Here is a 15,741-nt window from a genome sequence, read left to right as displayed (position 1 = left end):
AGCGCCGATGTGCGCAGCGGTTTCCCGCATCGGCCGACGTGGCGGCACGGCGTCGCCGGCGACGCTGGCGGCATGCTCCTCCACGAACGGCCCGGCCGCTGGCTCAGCCCCAGGAACCTGCAGTTCGCCTTCGGGGTCTTCGCGCTCGTCGCGGCGACCTTCGTGGCGCTGCGGCGCGACGGTCACCATCCCCGGTTTCAGACGGCCGCGACGCTCGGGTACGCGCTGGCGGCGGCGCTGTCGTTCGGCAGTTGGTTCGCGCTGCGCCGCGCGGCGGCCGCCGGGCACGTCCGGCGCGTCCTGATCGTCTTCCATCTGGTGTTCGTCCCCGCACAGTTTCTGTTCCTGCTCGCCCACCAGCTGCCGTGGCTGGGCATGCTGCTGTCGACGCTGGTCACCGTTGGGCTGCGGCCGCGCTTCCCCCGGCTCGGGCGGGTGTGGCGCAAGGTGTGGTTGACGCTGCACGTCGGCATCGGTGTGGGCTGGTTGGCCCGCCCGTAGTTTCCAGACCAAAAACAACGCTAAGCAGTTGATCTAGGTCGGTACCAGGGACGCCGGCCCCAGAGTGGCGGGTCGCGCGGGAGGCGCTTCGCCGCTTTTCATGATCCCGGTACGTGGGATGCGGGATCAGCGCCGGTGCCGGCGGTGGTGCTCGTCGTTTTCGGCGGTGATGCGGGCAGAGGTCTCCTCGCCGAGTCGGACGTATATGCCGAGGGTGGCCAGGTGCCGGTGGCGGGACTTGGCCTGGAGTTCGGCGGCGCTGCGGCCCTTGGCGGCCAGATGCGTCAGCCCGGAGTGACGCAGTTGGTGGAGGGTGTATCCGGTGCCGTGGGGGTCGTGGAGCTGGGATGCCTGTTTGAACAGGTACTCGGCGCGCGGGTAGGACAGCCTGCCGCGGCCGGTGTCGGGGCAGATGTCGCGCAGGGCTGGTGCGCGGCGTCCGGTAGCGGGTGCGCGCCGGTCGGCGAGGAACACCGGCCCGGCGGTGCGCCCGGCCAGTAGCCGCGGCAGCAGGCGGGCGGTCGGGGTTTCCCAGTGCACGTAGGCGCGGTCGCCGCCTTTCTCGGTGACCAGGGCGCGGCGGAACTCCATGTCGAGGTCGGGCACGTCGAGGCCGAGGATCTCTTCGGCGCGGGCGCAGGTCTCGTAGAGCATCCGCCAGAGCACCCGCTCGCGCAGCGGGTTGCGGTCGTCGGTGAACAGCCGGTCGAGGCGGGCGCGGGGGATGGCCTTGTCGCGGGTCCGGGTGACCTTGCGGCGTTCCAGGCGCCGGCCGGGGTCGGTGGTCAGCCAGTCCTGGCGGCGGCAGTAGGCGGTGAACGAGGTCAGCGCGGACAGGTGCTTGTTCCAGGTGTTCGCGGCCCCCGCGTCCCAGCGGGCCATCGTCTGCTCGTAGATCTCCGGGGTGAGCGCGGCGACCGGCACCTGATCCCCGGCGGTCTCGCGCAGCCGGCGCAGGGTCTCGGTGTAGGTGGCCCGGGTGCCCGGGTCGTCGCGGAACCGGTCGAGGAACGCGTCGACGGCGACCACGAGCGCCACCGGGCGCCGGGCGATCGGCAGCGGGATCACGGACACCTCGGCGGCCCCTTGCGGCGATGTGACACAGAATGTGGCCGAGTCACCCTTTGCGCCATGACGGTGTCCGGCAGGTGGCGGCGGGTGGATCGTCGACCCTATGACAGAGAATACGGGATTCTGTGTCACAGGTCGGAAATTCATCGATCAACTTGCATTGGTTGCGTAGCGTGGGCCGGGTCCAAGCAACGGTCAAAGGGAGTGACCGATGGGCTCGTTATCGTTCCGGCTGCGCACGGCGGTGATCGCGCTGGTGGCCGCGGTGGGGGTGCTTCCCGCCGCAACCGCCAGCGCCACGCCCAGCGCCGCGACCAGCAGCACACACGTCTCGTACGAGGATGCCGTGCCGGGCCTGGCCCCGGCAGATGCAGCGGGGGTGTACCTGGACGCTCAGGGCCGCCAGATCCCGCAACCCGGCACGGACGCCGCCGCCGCAACGTCCTCAGCTCAGGCTGCCGCTCTGCGGTGCACGCCGGAAAGCGGCCGCGACAACCCGCACTACTCCTCCGGCGACGTGTCGGGTCATGGATGGTGGAAGAAGGGCACCTGCACCGCCAGCACGGCCCACGTCTACAACTGTCTCTACGAGTGGTACACCGACGCCACCTGGCGGCAGAAGGCATGTTCCCCGACCAAGCAGCTGCGGCCCTACACCGGCAGCGGCGACCGTACGGTGGCGCGCGCGACATGCAACTCGACATCGCAGACGATTTCCTGGCGCAACCACGTCGACGTTGACGTCGACGGGCAGATCGACACCGGCGAACAGCCGTACAATCAGGCCAACGTGGCCTGCGTGGTCAACTAACCCTCCGCGCGCCGGCCAGCCGGCGGCCCAGGCAAACCAGAGGAGGCGGCGATGAGGTTCAGCCACTGCACGGACACGAGCGCCGCTGACTGGCTGGTGCGCTCAGGCACTCCCGCCGAGCAACTGCTCACCTTCGGCCCGGCCGGGTTCGAGGCGTTCGCCCGGCTACGTTTCATCCCCGACCCGACCAGGCCGGGACAGGACGAGGCCGACGCCGTCGTTGCCGACGATCACCGGTCGGACATCGAGCAGACCCGGCGTGCGCTGCGCCTGCTCGCCGCGTTCACCTCTACCCCGCAGGAATGCTACTTCTGCCTGTGGGAGGGGTATTCCGACGCCCCGTTGCCGCCGCAGGCGCACCATGGCCCGCTCGTCGAGCTGCCGCACCGCCGCTACGCCTTGTTCCGCGGTCCGCTCGACGCCATCGACGACTGGGAGACGGACTTCGGTGGCGGCACCATCATCGCGCCACCGGCATTCGTCTGGCCGGCTGACCATCGCTGGTGCCTGGCCAGCGACGTCGACCCGCACTGGGCCGGCATCGGCGCGGACCAGGCCGCCATCGACGCACTGCTGGACGATTCGCAGCTCGACGTCGTACCGGCCCGACCGGCGCAGGGCCAGCCGGTGTACCGGTAACCGACAAGCGGCAGCCGCGGCGGACGGCTCTGGTCGTCCGCCGCGCGGCTGCCGCTTTCTGGTGGCGCCGAATGGCTCCACCAGGGTGAGCACCCGGCGCGCTCACCATATGCGCCCATCCACTCGCCGTGACCAGGCAGGTGAAGGACTTCCTACCCGGGCAGCCGCAACGGCCGGTAGCCGTCGGTGTCGAGCTGGGCGAGTTCGCCGTCGATGTCGACCGAGTGGGTGCCGTAGAAGTGGACGTTCTCGTGGTGGGTGGGCCAGATGTGCGCCAGGACCTCGTCGTCGACCTGGCGGTCGTCGCGGCGTAACGCGCCGACGGCGAGGCCGTGGTACTCGGTGGACCAGCAGACGATCGCGTTGGTGGCCAGGGTGAGGCACCACATCTGCTCGGTCTGCTGCTCGTGGTGGCGGCGGCGTAGCGCTCCCTCGCCGGCGTAGGCCAGGGAACGGCGCAAGGCGTGCAGGTTCTCGCCCTTGTTCAGCTGTCGGGATATCCGCCGCCGGTAGGTCTCGTCGGCCAGGTACCGGGCGGCGTAGACGGTGCGGCGCAGTGCCCCGTACTCCTTGATCGCGCTGGTCAGCGCGTTCTGCTGCCGCTTCGACGAGCACAGCTTCCCGACGACCAGCGCGGCGGTCGCGTGCCCGCCCTGCACCGAGGCGGCGACGCGCAGCAGGTCGTCCCAGGTGCTCGTGATCAGGTCGGTGTTCAGCCGCCGGGTCAGCAGGCCGCCCGCGCGCGGGTAGCGGGTCAGGAAGTCGGCGTTCGGGCCGGTCCGGTAGAGGGTGATCTTCCCGAGGTCGCGGATGCGCGGTGAGAGCTGCTTGCCGACCAGGTCGAACAGCGCGAAGTTGGCCAGGGTCGCGCCGTGGGTGTCGGTGGCGTGCTCGAACACGGCCAGGTCGGTGGCGTTGCCCAGCAGCCCGTCGAGCACGTAGTGCGACTCCGGTGCGGTCGCCACGATGACCTTCGTGTCGAACGTCGAGTGCTGGTCGGAGACGTGGGTGTAGGTGGAGACACCCTGTCCCCGGGCGAAGTACCGCGACAGGTGCCGGGCGGTGATCGACTTGCCCTTGACCGGAAACCGCTGCCCGTCCGACGACGACAGGGTGCCCGACCCGAACGCCTGGGTCAGCGGGAGCCGGTGGTGGTAGTTCACCACCGCGGCGTTGGCCGCCTCCAGCGTCTCGGGGCGGAAGTACCACTCGGCGGTCCAGGCCAGGACGTCGTACGGCACGCCGCAGGACTCGGCCATCGCCGACAGGCCCATGTTCGTCGCCTCCGCGATGATCACGTACAGCAGGTTGCGTTTCAGCTCCGCCGGCCGGCTCACCTTCCCGCCCGCGTGCACTAGGTGATCAGTGAACCCGGTCCGCGCGTCGACCTCCACCAGCACCGACGCGATCGGCACCCTCGGCAGCATCCCGGCCAACTCCGCGCGCAGCGCGTCGGCCTCGGCGGGCACGTCCTCGGCGGTCAGCGGCGGGATGATCAGCTCCCCGTCGTCGGTGAGCCGGACCTCGCCCGGATTCCCCTTCGCCAACTGCGTCTCCAGATCGGCCAGGGCGGCGTGCAGCTCGTCGTCAGCCTGCGCGAGCGCGTCGGGGGCCTCGACCGGTTTACCGACCAGGTGGCAGAACTCCACCTTCTGCGGCGCCCACGCCGCCGGGGTGAGCAGGAACGACGCCGGATCGGCGTACCGCCGCGACCCGGGCACGAACACGTCACCCGAGCGCAGCCCGTCCCGAAGGCCGACCAACACGGCGATCTCCCAATAGCGGCGGTACGCGGTGACGTCACCGGCCTGCTCCGCGACCACGAGGTAGCCGGCCCACTTCGTCGGCACGAACCCGACCGGAGCACCGGCCGGGACCTTGCGGGCACCGGTGGCGTACAGCTCGGCCAGTACGCTCACCGCCTGGAGCAACTGCTCGGTGCCGGGCCCGCCGGCGAACTGGACCGCGCCCAGCACGGCCGGGGCGAACTGACGCAGGTACGACATCGACGCGTCCAACATGCTGAGCTGGCCGTGGTCACGGGGCAGCCGCTCGCGGCGCTCGGCCCACGCCGCCCGCATCCGGTCCATCCCGATCCGACCGCGCAGGAGCGCGCCGATCTGCTCGTCGCCGATCCCGGTGTCGAGCACGATGGTCAGGATCTCGTCCAGCAGCGCCTGCCGGTTCTCCCCGCCTTTCGCCCGCTCCGCGAGGGCCTCGGCGACCTTCTGCTTCGCCGCCGCTTCCCGGCCGCTGATCGCCTGGTCGAACAGCAGCAACGTCTCGTCTAGCACGTCGACCGCCGACTGCGCCAGCAGGGTCAGCAGGATCGGATACCGGCGCTCCGGCTCGCGCCGCTGCAACGCCTGCCCCGTCAACCGGCGGCCCACCCCGGCCAGGAACCGGCGCCGTTCCGCCGGCAGCATCGACAGATCCAGGGTGTGCGCGTCCAATCGGCGCAGGTAGGTCAGCTTCTCCAGCTCGGCCTTCACCGCGGCTGGGCTCGACGACGTCGGCCCCACACCCAGCCAGGCCAGCGGGGTCCGGCCGAGATAGGCGTCCGGGACCAGTAGCAGGTCCAGCTCGGCGCACCGCTGGTCGGTGAGCAGGTGCCGCACCCGCGACCACGTCTCACCCCGAGCGCGGGCCCTGGCCGCAGCCACCCGCCGCAGCAGCAGGATCACCCCCGGCCGGATCACCCGCGACGACAGCAGATACTCGCAGGCCAGCCGGAACAGCAGCTTCGGCGAGTCGTGCTCCATCGCCCGGGCGAACAGGAACTCGTCGAGGTCCTTCCACTCGGCGGTGTCCATCGACCGCCAGCCGGCGTAGCCGGCCACCTCCCGCAGATGCCCCGTCCGGGTCTGCTCCCGCTCGCCGTACCCGCGCAGCTCACCCATCGCGATCCCGAGCCGCTGCGACAACCGGCCCACCACGGCCGCCGGTGCCGCCGCGACGTCATCGGGCACGAACCCGAGCCACGGCAGCGTGCACAACTGCACCGCCACACCCAACACGTTGCGGCCCGTACGGAACTGGCGCACGAACGCCTCGTCCGCACCGGTCAACGTGAAGTACCGGATCAGCTCCGCCCGGTTGATCTCCGGAAACCCCCGAAGCCGCGCCAAGTCCTCCGCCGAGAACACGTCCTGAGTCGCCACAACCCCACCACCCGAGCATCGACCGTCACCGAACGGGACGGCACGCTACGGGCCGGATCAGAGCCTGATCAACCCTCAGTTCTTAGCGTTGTTTTTGGTCTGGAAACTACGGACGGGCCTGGTTGGGCGTGTCCCTGGGGATGCTCACCCTGTCCGTCGTCGGGGTGAGCACGGACCGGCCGCAGGTACGGCACGGCGCCTATCTGCTCATGGACACGTTCAACGTCGCCCTGGCGATCCCGAATGTCTTCCTGGCGATCGTCACCGGTGTGGTGGTGTCGTTGGGCACGCCCTGGGGTCTGGTGCGGCACCGCTGGGTGCTGGCCAAGCTGGTCATCGCGCTCAGCCTTCCCGTCCTCGCCACCTTCGAGAGCCCGTGGATCGACGAGCTGGCGGCGCGCACGGCGGACCCCGCGGCCGAACCCGGCGCGACCGGGATGCTGCTGGTCGGCGCGATGGCGCTGTTCCTCGCCCTGCTCTGGACGGCGACGATCCTGTCCGTGTTCAAGCCCGGCGGCAGGACCCGGTGGGGGCGACGCGCGGGGGCAGGCCGCGACGATCCCGGCGGTGACGCCCGCCGTCAGGGGGCGCGGGCCGGGTCAGCCGGCGGCGCGGGGCTGGTCGATGACCCACCGCCAGGTGCCGTCGGGCCGGCGACGGGCCACCTCGACGGTGACGCCGCCGCCGTCGAGTCGGGTGGAGGTCAGCGCCAGGTCCCCGGCGCGCAGGGTCGGCTGCGGCTGCCCGGGGGTGAAGGTGGGCCGGTCGGCCAGCAGCGCCGTGAGCGCGGCCCGGACGGCCCGCGTGCCGACGGCCGGGCCGGCGGGGGTGGCCAGGACCGCGTCGGGCTCGTAGAGGGCGACCAGGCCGTCGACGTCGCCGGCGTTGGCGCGGGCGACGAAGAGCCGGCCGAGGTCCTCGGGGCTCGTCGCGGGCGCCGGGCGGCGCGTGGATTCCGCCCGATTCGTGGGATCTGGCGGGTTCGTGGGATCGGGCATCTGTCACACCTCCACAGCTCACGGTGATCGTCGCCCAGGGGTACGACATCCGCCGGGCAACCGGGCGCTGGTAGCGTTGACCATGCCGGTACCACCCACGTGGGAGAGACCGCCCGGAAGGCATCACGGGCGGCGCCGAAGGGGCAAATCCTCCCCGGAACCTCTCAGGCAAAAGGACCTCGTGGGCAGGCACTGTGGAGCGCTGCGCGGGCGCGACAGAGGGGGAGGCCGACCTGTCGACCTCGCCCCAGGGGAGCGCCGCCCATGACCGCAGAGCAGTTCGCCGCCCGCCACATCGGCCCGGAGCCGGCCGACGAGCGCCGGATGCTGGACGCCGTCGGCTACGGCTCGATCGACGAGCTGATGGACGCCGCGATCCCCGAGGTGATCCGCTGGCACGGCACGCTGGACCTGCCGGAGCCGGCCACCGAGCACGACGCCCTGGCCGAGCTGCGTGCCCTGGCCGCCCGCAACACCGTGGCCGTGTCCATGATCGGGTTGGGCTACCACGGCACGCACACCCCGGCGGTGATCCGCCGCAACGTGCTGGAGAACCCGGCGTGGTACACGGCGTACACGCCGTACCAGCCGGAGATCAGCCAGGGTCGGTTGGAGGCGCTGCTGAACTTTCAGACGATGGTGACGGACCTGACCGGGCTGGCGACCGCGAACGCGTCGATGCTCGACGAGGGCACTGCCGCGGCGGAGGCGATGACGCTCGCGCGCCGCGCGTCGAAGAGCAAGAGCCCGGTGTACGTCGTCGACGCCGACACGCTGCCGCAGACCGTCGCGGTGATCACCAGCCGGGCCGAGCCGCTCGGCATCGACGTGCGGGTGCTCGACGTCGAACGCGACGAGCTGCCGGCGGAGTTCTTCGGCCTGCACCTGCAGTACCCGGGGGCGTCGGGGGCGGTGCGCGACCACGCGCCGCTGGTCGGGGCCGCGCACGCCGCCGGAGCCCTGGTCACCGTGGCGGCGGACCTGCTGGCCCTGACACTGCTGCGCCCGCCGGGGGAGATCGGCGCCGACATCGCCGCCGGCACCACGCAGCGGTTCGGGGTGCCGATGGGCTTCGGTGGGCCGCACGCCGGCTACCTGGCGGTGCGGGCGGGGCTGGAGCGGATGCTGCCCGGCCGCCTCGTGGGGGTGTCCCGCGACGCCGACGGCAACCCGGCGTACCGGCTGGCGTTGCAGACCCGCGAGCAGCACATCCGCCGGGAGAGGGCGACCAGCAACATCTGCACCGCGCAGGTGCTCCTCGCGGTGATGGCGGGCATGTACGCCGTCTACCACGGCCCCGACGGGCTGCGGGCCATCGCGGCGCGTACGCACGAGATGGCGGCGCGGCTCGCGGCGGGGCTGCGCGCCGGCGGGGTGAGCGTCGCGGACGCCGCGTTCTTCGACACCGTCACCGCGACGGTGCCGGGCCGGGCGGCCGACGTGGTCGCCGCCGCGGCCGAGCGGGGCGTGAACCTGCGCCTGGTCGACGCCGACCGGGTGGGCGTCGCCTGCGACGAGACGACCACCGCGGCGCACCTGGCGGCGGTGTGGGCGGCGTTCGGCGTGGACGCGCCGACCGGCGCGGTGGACGCGGCGCTGCCGCCGGCGCTGGCCCGCACGTCGGACTTCCTGACCCACCCGGTGTTCCGCAGCCACCACTCGGAGACGGCGATGCTGCGCTACCTGCGGCGGCTGTCGGACTTCGACTACGCCCTGGACCGGGGGATGATCCCGCTCGGGTCGTGCACGATGAAGCTCAACGCGACCACCGAGATGGAGCCGGTGAGCTGGGCGGAGTTCGCACACGTGCACCCGTTCGCGCCGGCGGCGCAGACCGCCGGCTACCGGGAGATGATCGCCCAGCTGGAGTCGTGGCTGGCGGAGGTGACCGGCTACGACGCGGTCAGCGTGCAGCCCAACGCCGGTTCGCAGGGCGAGCTGGCCGGGCTGCTGGCCATCCGGGCCTACCACCGCGACCGGGGCGAGGGGCACCGGGACGTGTGCCTGATCCCGTCGTCGGCGCACGGCACGAACGCGGCCAGCGCGGTGATGGCCGGCATGCGGGTCGTCGTGGTCGGCTGCGACGCCGACGGCAACGTCGACCTGGTCGACCTCGACACGAAGATCGACAAGCACCGGGACGCCCTCGCGGCGATCATGGTGACGTACCCGTCGACGCACGGGGTGTACGAGACGGGCATCGCGTCGCTGTGCGCGAAGGTCCACGACGCCGGCGGTCAGGTGTACGTCGACGGGGCGAACCTCAACGCCCTCGTCGGGTTCGCCAAGCCCGGGAAGTTCGGGGCGGACGTGTCGCACCTGAACCTGCACAAGACGTTCTGCATTCCGCACGGCGGGGGCGGGCCGGGGGTGGGTCCGGTGGCGGTGCGGGCGCACCTGGCGCCGTTCCTGCCGGGCGACCCGCTGGGCGCGCACGTCGACGGCCGGCCGGCCATCTCGGCGGCCCCGTACGGGTCGGCGGGGATCCTGCCGATCCCGTGGGCGTACCTGCGGATGATGGGCGCGGCGGGGCTGACCCGGGCCACCGGGGTGGCGGTGCTGGCGGCGAACTACGTGGCGGCGCGGCTGCGCGGGCACTTCCCGGTGCTGTACGCCGGCAACAAGGGCCTGGTGGCGCACGAGTGCATCCTGGACCTGCGGCCGCTGACGAAGGCGACCGGGGTGAGCGTCGACGACGTGGCGAAGCGGCTGATCGACTACGGCTTCCACGCGCCGACGATGTCGTTCCCGGTGGCGGGGACGCTGATGGTGGAGCCGACCGAGAGCGAGGACCTGGCCGAGCTGGACCGGTTCTGCGACGCGCTGATCGCCATCCGGGCGGAGATCGACAAGGTGGGTGCGGGGGAGTGGCCGGCCGGCGACAACCCCCTGGCGAACGCGCCGCACACGGCGGCGATGGTGTCCGGCGACGAGTGGCCGCACGCGTACCCGCGGTCGGTGGGGGCGTACCCGGGCGGGGTGGACCGGGCCGGGAAGTACTGGCCGCCGGTGCGGCGCATCGACGGCGCGTACGGCGACCGGAACCTGGTGTGTTCCTGCCCGTCACCGGAGGCGTTCGAGAGCTGATGTCGGGTCGCGCCGGGGCGGTGGGGTCGCCGCCCCGGCGGGTGCGCCGACCTGGGCGGAGGGTGTCCCGACCGGGGGACTAGCCTGGGGCGGCGCCAAAATGGTGCGTGACGGAGCGTGACAGGTCAGGCGACGAGGGCGTGTCGAGCCGGGCCGCGGTGGGGGGCGATGGTCCTGCCGTCGGGCAGCAGCTCGCCGGTGTCCTCGAAGACGATCACACCGTTGCAGAGCAGGCTCCAGCCCTGCTCAGGAAAGCAGGCGAGGACCCGGGCGGCTTCCCGGTCGGTCGCGTCGGCGGAGGGGCAGGTGGGTTGGTGCTGGCACATCGGGATCTCCGGACTGTGGGGGCACTGTGTCATGGTTCACACGACCAGTGACGCACAGTACCAAGCGAAAGTGGCCGGCATCGAGCAGGTATGCGCGTGGATTTCGGGAAATCCACTGAACGGATGAGGCACAATGGGCCAGACGGCGTGGAAACGCTCCCACGGCTAGCGGTCGACGTGCCGGCCGCCCCCGCCGACTGCCGCCGCACGCTCGTCGAACGGGCCCGCTGGCAGTGGCGCCCGGCCGACGGCGGCGACCCGGCGGCCGCGGCGCAGGAGTTCCTGGCCGCGCACGGCCTGCCCCTGCACGACCTGGCCCGGCCCGCCGCCGGCCACGATCCCGCCGGCGTGTGCGGCGCGGCCCTCTATGTCTCCGCCGCCGCCGGCGCCGCCCTCGTCGGCGGGCCCGCCGGGGCGGCCAACCCCGTCCCCGCCCTGCCGGAGGTCGCCGTGGTCGTCTACGGCCACGGCCCGGCCGCCGGCCAGCCGACCGCCGCGCCCGGCGGCTGGCGGCTCGGCGGCTGGGCGGAGAGCTGGACGCCCCGCCAGCACGCCGACGCCGTGACCGCGGTCCGCGCCGCCATCGGCCGCGGCGACGTCTACCAGGTCAACCTCGTCGGGCACGCCGCCGCCCCGTACGCCGGCGACCCCCTGCCCGCCCTGGCCCGGCTCGCCGCGCTGCCCGGCGCCCGCTACGGCGGCACCCTGACCGGGCCCGGCTGGGCGATCGGCTGCGCGAGCCCGGAGACCCTGGTCGAGCTGGCCGACGGGCGGCTGATCACCCGGCCGATCAAGGGCACCCGGCCGGCCACCGCCGCCGGCCGCGCCGCACTGCTCGCCTCGGCCAAGGAACGCGCCGAACACGTCATGATCGTCGACCTGGAGCGCAACGACCTGGCCCGCGTCGCCCGTACCGGCAGCGTCCGCGTCGACGAGCTGTTCGCCGTACGTCGCTGGTGTGACCTGTGGCAGGCCGAGTCGACGGTGTCGGCGGCGCCCGCCGACGGGCTCGGCCTGGCCGACCTGCTGCGCGCGGTCTGCCCGGGCGGCTCCGTCACCGGCGCCCCCAAGCTGGCCGCCCTCGACCGGATCGCCGCCCTGGAGCCGGTCGGGCGGGGCGCGAGCATGGGCGCCCTCGGCTGGGTCGCCCCCGGGCGCGTCGACCTCGGGTTGACCATCCGCACCGCCGCCGCCGACGCCGACCGGGTGCACGTCTGGGCGGGCGGGGGCATCACCTGGGGCAGCGACCCCGACGCCGAGGTCGCCGAGGCCGCCGCGAAGACCGGCCCCGTGCGCGCCGCTCTCGCCGGCCGCTGACCCCCGCACCACCGCAGCGACGGCGGGTCCGCACCCGCCGCCGCCGGGGCGGATCATCCTCGGACGGCGGAGGCCACCGCCACGCCGGGGCGCGGTGCACCCCGCGCCCGCGCGCGGGGCGGCGCGCGGGCGCCCTACAGTAGGTGATCATGCTCTACGGCAGAACCGCGGAAATTGGCGAGCTCGACGAGGTGATCACCCGGGCGCGCGACGGCTGCGGCGGTGCGGTGGTGCTGCGGGGCGAGGCGGGCGTGGGCAAGACGGCCCTGCTCGACGCGGCGGCCGCCCGGGGCGGCGCGATGCGCGTGCTGCGGGCCACCGGCGTCGAGGCCGAGTCCGACCTCGCGTTCGCCGCGCTGCACCAGCTGCTGTGGCCGGTGACCGGCTCCCTCGACGCGCTGCCCGAACCCCAACGCGACGCGGTGCGCGCGACGCTGGGGCTCGCGGCCGGCGCCGCCGGCGACCGCTACCTGCTCGGCGCCGGCACGTTGTCGCTGCTGGCCGAGGCCGCCGCGCCGGACGGGCTGATCTGCGTGGTCGACGACTTCCAGTGGGTCGACCGGGCCTCGGCCGACGCGCTGCTGTTCGCCGCCCGACGGCTGGGCACGGAGAGGATCGCGCTGTTGCTCGCCGTACGCGGCGACGCCCCGGTCAAGGGCGTGTCCCGGACGGTGCGGGTGGCGGGCCTGCCGGCCGCCGCGGCCGTCGAGCTGGTGGAGTCCCGCGGCGGGGTGCGGCCCGCTGTGGCGCGGGAACTCGTCGCGCTGACCCGCGCGAACCCGCTCGCCCTGGGCGAGATCGCCGCCCGCCTGACGCCCGCGCAGCTCGCCGGGCGCCAGCCGCTGCCCGACCCGCTGCCCGGCGGCGCCCGGCTGTTCGGTGACCAGGTGGCGGCGTTGTCCGCCCCGGCGCGGCTGCTCGCCCTGGTCGCCGCCGTGGAGGCCGGCCTCGACCTGGTGCTGCGCGCCACCGACCGGCTGTCCGCCGAGCGGTCCGACGACGGCGCGGGGGCCTGGACGGGGCGCTCGGCGCTGGCCGAACTGGAGGCCTCCGGCCTGGCCGAGGTATCGGGCACGCGGGTGCGCTTCCGCCATCCGCTCATCCGGTCGGCCGTGTACGAGGCGGCCGCCCCCGCCGAGATCCGCCGGGCCCATGCCGTGCTCGCGCAGCTCGCCGAGGGCGACCGGCGCGCCTGGCACCTGGCCGCAGCCGCCACGGGCCGGGACGAACGGGTCGCGGCCGAGCTGGTGGTCGCCGCGCAGCGGGCCCGCGACCGCGGTGGGTACGGCACCGCCGCCACCGCCCTGGCGCGGGCCGCCGAGCTGACCCCCGAGCCGGCCGCCCGGGCCGCCCGCCTGAAGGACGCCGCCGTCGCGGCCTGGCTCGGCGGCCGCCCCGGGCAGGCGGAGTCGCTGCTGGCCGAGGCCCGCGACCGGGCCGGCGCGGATGCCGGCCTCGCCATGGAGATCGCCCAGCTGCGGGGCCGCTTCGAGCTGAACTCCGGCAACGCCGCCGAGGCCGTGCGGATCCTGACGGCGGGCGACAGCCTGGAGATGCTGGCCGACGCCGCGGAGGCCGCCTCGTACGTCGGCGACACGGCCGCCATCGTGGCGCTCGGACGCAGGGCGGCGGCGCATCCCGAGGGGTTCCTGCGCGACGCGGTGGCCGGGATCGGCCTGACGCTGGCCGGCGACGCCGTCGGGCCCGGCCTGCTGCGGCGGGCGTTGACCCGGGTCGACGAGCTCGGGGAGGCGGCGCAGTACCTGTGGGCGGCGGCCGCTGCCAGCCAGCTGGGCGAGGCGGACCTGGCGACCGAGATGGTCGACCGGGCCGGACGGGTGGCCAGGGTGTCGGGGATGACCGGGCAACTGCCGGTCGTCCTGGAGTTCGTGGCGACCGCCGAGCGCCTCGCCGGGCAGCTGGCGAACAGCCAGGCCGTCTCCGAGGAGGGCCTGGAACTGGCCCGCGAGGCCGGCTACGAGAACACGGTGGCCGCGCACCTGGCCAACCTGGCGGTGCTGGCGGCGTTGCGGGGCGAGGAGGAGACCTGCGAACGGCGCGCCCGCGAGGCGCTGGCCATCGCCGTACCGCACCGGGTGGGTCTGCGGGCGGGGGTCGCCGCGTACGCGCTGGCGCTGCTCGACCTGTGCCTGGGGCGCCACGCGTCGGCGCACGACCGGTTCACGGCCCTCGCCGCGGCGGGACCGGGCGCCGGGCATCCCACCGTGGTGTGGCGGACGGCGCCGGACCGGGTGGAGGCCGCCGTGGGGGCGGGCGACGACGCGGCTGCGCGGGCGGTGCTGGCGGCGTACGCGCGGTGGTCGGCGCACGCCGAGACGCCCGAGTCGCGTGCCCTGCTGGCCCGCTGCCGAGGGCTGGCCGAGTCGTCCGAGGACGCCTTCGGCGAGGCGTTGCGGCTGCACACCAACCCGTTCGAGGCGGCCAGGACGGCGCTGCTGCTCGGTGAGCGGCTGCGCCGCGCGCAGCGGCCGGGCGAGGCGCGGACGCACCTGCGGATGGCGTGGGAGACGTTCGAGCGGGCGGGCGCGCGGCCATGGGCGAGGCGCGCGCAGGACGAGCTGCGCGCGGCGGGCGAGAGCGGGCAGGCCCCACCCTCGGCCGTGCTGGACGCGCTGACCCCGCAGGAGCTGCGCATCGCCGGCCTGGTCGCCGACGGCCTGTCCAGCAAGCAGATCGCCGCGCGGCTCTTCCTGAGCCCGCGCACGGTCGAGTACCACCTGTACAAGATCTATCCGAAGCTGGGCATCGGCTCCCGTACGGAACTGGCGCGGCTGGTAGTTCTACGGAAGGCACCGGTAGCGGGGCAGGACATGCTGTGACACATGCATGAGATGAACATCTGGAGCGAAGAGTTCGGCGCCACCACGGACGCGCCGATCCTGTTGATCATGGGTTCGATGTCGCAGGGCGTCCTGTGGCCCGACGAGTTCGTCGGGCGCCTCGTCGCCGGCGGTCGCCGGGTCATCCGGTACGACCACCGCGACACCGGCATGTCGGACACGGTGGACTTCGCGGCGCAGCCGTACACGTGGGACGACATCAAGAACGACGTGTACCGGGTGATGGACGCCCACGGCCTCGACAGCGCGCACCTGGTCTGCCACTCGGCCGGCGGCCTGCTCGGCCAGTACGTCGCGGTGGAGCGGCCGGAGCGCGTACGGTCGCTGACCGTCATCGGCTCCTCGCCGCTCGGCGGCGGCGAGGGTCAGGTGATCATGCGGGCCCTGCTGGGGCAGCCGCAGCCCGAGGGGAGCCTGCCCGAGCCCGCGCCGGAGTTCGTGGACTTCTACCGCGCGCTGATGGCCGCCCCGCCGCCCGAGGACCGGCGCGCCCGGATCGAGGGCATGATCGCCGAGCAGCGCCTGCTGCACGGGACGGGGCTGCCGTTCGACGAGGACGCGGCGCGCCGGCTGCAGGAACGGATCTACGACCGGGCGCGTGACCTGTCGGCGGCGACCAACCACCGGCTGGCCGCGGGGGCCCGGCCGGACTTCGAGCCGGTCGGCGTGCTGCACCAGGTGAAGGCGCCGACGCTGGTCGTCGAGGGCAGCCACGAGCCGGTCAAGCCGGGCCACAGCGCGCTCATCGCCGAGCAGATCCCGGGGGCACGGCTGATGATCGTGGCGGGCATGGGCCACACGCTGCCGCCCGAGGTGCACGAGGAACTGGCCGGCGCCGTCCTCGCGCACACGGCCGGGTGAGCGCTGTCCGGGCGGCGGGCGCCCTGCATGCGCCCGCCGCCCGAAAGGAAAAGCGGGGGGGGGGGAAAAAGTGTTAAGACAAAAGTGGATATATAGGTGGTGGCCGGA

The 15,741-nt window shown here is 73.6% G+C and carries 11 protein-coding genes and 1 riboswitch; of the genes, 7 read left to right on the top strand and 4 right to left on the bottom strand.

From position 1 onward, the window contains the following. The first annotated feature begins 72 nt into the window (after window positions 1–72). Window positions 73–501, top strand: coding sequence for a hypothetical protein (locus ACWENR_RS14780; protein WP_452277520.1), 429 nt, complete (start codon window positions 73–75; stop codon window positions 499–501). A gap of 126 nt (window positions 502–627) precedes the next feature. Here the strand turns inward: ACWENR_RS14780 and ACWENR_RS14775 are convergent, their stop codons facing one another. Then, a complete protein-coding gene (locus ACWENR_RS14775) occupies window positions 628–1,575 on the bottom strand; it encodes a tyrosine-type recombinase/integrase (RefSeq protein ID WP_452277519.1) in 948 nt (315 codons plus the stop codon). A gap of 208 nt (window positions 1,576–1,783) precedes the next feature. Here ACWENR_RS14775 and ACWENR_RS14770 point away from each other — a divergent pair, with 208 nt between their 5' ends. Together ACWENR_RS14770 and ACWENR_RS14765 are read left to right on the top strand one after the other, a co-directional pair. Then, complete coding sequence (locus tag ACWENR_RS14770) at window positions 1,784–2,383, top strand: hypothetical protein (protein WP_452277518.1); 600 nt, start codon at window positions 1,784–1,786, stop codon at window positions 2,381–2,383. Window positions 2,384–2,434: 51 nt separating this feature from the next. Then, window positions 2,435–3,022: a hypothetical protein gene (locus ACWENR_RS14765; RefSeq protein ID WP_396824357.1), complete on the top strand. Its 588-nt coding sequence runs from the start codon at window positions 2,435–2,437 to the stop codon at window positions 3,020–3,022. Window positions 3,023–3,174: 152 nt separating this feature from the next. Here ACWENR_RS14765 and ACWENR_RS14760 read toward each other — a convergent pair whose 3' ends face one another. Together ACWENR_RS14760 and ACWENR_RS14755 are read right to left on the bottom strand one after the other, a co-directional pair. Then, on the bottom strand, window positions 3,175–6,183 hold the full coding sequence (locus ACWENR_RS14760) for a Tn3 family transposase (protein WP_452277517.1): 3,009 nt from the start codon (window positions 6,181–6,183) through the stop codon (window positions 3,175–3,177). A gap of 599 nt (window positions 6,184–6,782) precedes the next feature. Beyond that, window positions 6,783–7,181 (bottom strand): YybH family protein, encoded by a 399-nt coding sequence (locus ACWENR_RS14755; RefSeq protein WP_452277516.1) that lies wholly within the window; start codon window positions 7,179–7,181, stop codon window positions 6,783–6,785. Between the two features lie 90 nt (window positions 7,182–7,271). Then, window positions 7,272–7,371, top strand: a riboswitch (glycine riboswitch). A gap of 74 nt (window positions 7,372–7,445) precedes the next feature. Between ACWENR_RS14755 and gcvP the strand changes: the two genes are divergently transcribed. Further along, window positions 7,446–10,268, top strand: a complete 2,823-nt coding sequence (gene gcvP / locus ACWENR_RS14750; protein WP_452277515.1) for an aminomethyl-transferring glycine dehydrogenase — start codon at window positions 7,446–7,448, stop codon at window positions 10,266–10,268. A 125-nt stretch (window positions 10,269–10,393) separates the two neighbouring features. On the opposite strand, the gene ACWENR_RS14745 is transcribed toward gcvP, so the two are convergent. Beyond that, window positions 10,394–10,594, bottom strand: a complete 201-nt coding sequence (locus tag ACWENR_RS14745) for a DUF5999 family protein (RefSeq protein WP_013286363.1) — start codon at window positions 10,592–10,594, stop codon at window positions 10,394–10,396. Window positions 10,595–10,684: 90 nt separating this feature from the next. On the opposite strand from ACWENR_RS14745, the gene ACWENR_RS14740 reads away from it, so the two are divergent. The 3 genes from ACWENR_RS14740 to ACWENR_RS14730 all read left to right on the top strand — a co-directional run bounded on the left by ACWENR_RS14740 (window position 10,685) and on the right by ACWENR_RS14730 (window position 15,633). Further along, window positions 10,685–11,911 carry a chorismate-binding protein gene (locus tag ACWENR_RS14740; RefSeq protein WP_452277514.1) on the top strand — a complete coding sequence of 409 codons (1,227 nt, stop codon included), beginning with the start codon at window positions 10,685–10,687 and terminating at the stop codon, window positions 11,909–11,911. 149 nt (window positions 11,912–12,060) lie between these two features. Then, on the top strand, window positions 12,061–14,751 hold the full coding sequence (locus ACWENR_RS14735; RefSeq protein ID WP_452277513.1) for a LuxR C-terminal-related transcriptional regulator: 2,691 nt from the start codon (window positions 12,061–12,063) through the stop codon (window positions 14,749–14,751). A 3-nt stretch (window positions 14,752–14,754) separates the two neighbouring features. Beyond that, window positions 14,755–15,633: an alpha/beta fold hydrolase gene (locus tag ACWENR_RS14730; protein ID WP_452277512.1), complete on the top strand. Its 879-nt coding sequence runs from the start codon at window positions 14,755–14,757 to the stop codon at window positions 15,631–15,633. The last annotated feature ends 108 nt before the right edge of the window (window positions 15,634–15,741 follow it).

This window comes from Micromonospora sp. NPDC004336, from assembly GCF_053602615.1.
This window is presented reverse-complemented; position numbering and strand designations above follow the sequence as displayed.

What these genes read in the sequence shown, in the direction of transcription:
- ACWENR_RS14780 (WP_452277520.1), top strand. Translation starts at nt 73, where the DNA reads ATGCTCCTCCACGAACGGCCCGGCCGCTGGCTCAGCCCCAGGAACCTG.
- ACWENR_RS14770 (WP_452277518.1), top strand. Translation starts at nt 1,784, where the DNA reads ATGGGCTCGTTATCGTTCCGGCTGCGCACGGCGGTGATCGCGCTGGTG.
- ACWENR_RS14765 (WP_396824357.1), top strand. Translation starts at nt 2,435, where the DNA reads ATGAGGTTCAGCCACTGCACGGACACGAGCGCCGCTGACTGGCTGGTG.
- ACWENR_RS14755 (WP_452277516.1), bottom strand. Translation starts at nt 7,181, where the DNA reads ATGCCCGATCCCACGAACCCGCCAGATCCCACGAATCGGGCGGAATCC.
- gcvP (WP_452277515.1), top strand. Translation starts at nt 7,446, where the DNA reads ATGACCGCAGAGCAGTTCGCCGCCCGCCACATCGGCCCGGAGCCGGCC.
- ACWENR_RS14745 (WP_013286363.1), bottom strand. Translation starts at nt 10,594, where the DNA reads ATGTGCCAGCACCAACCCACCTGCCCCTCCGCCGACGCGACCGACCGG.
- ACWENR_RS14740 (WP_452277514.1), top strand. Translation starts at nt 10,685, where the DNA reads ATGCGCGTGGATTTCGGGAAATCCACTGAACGGATGAGGCACAATGGG.
- ACWENR_RS14735 (WP_452277513.1), top strand. Translation starts at nt 12,061, where the DNA reads ATGCTCTACGGCAGAACCGCGGAAATTGGCGAGCTCGACGAGGTGATC.
- ACWENR_RS14730 (WP_452277512.1), top strand. Translation starts at nt 14,755, where the DNA reads ATGCATGAGATGAACATCTGGAGCGAAGAGTTCGGCGCCACCACGGAC.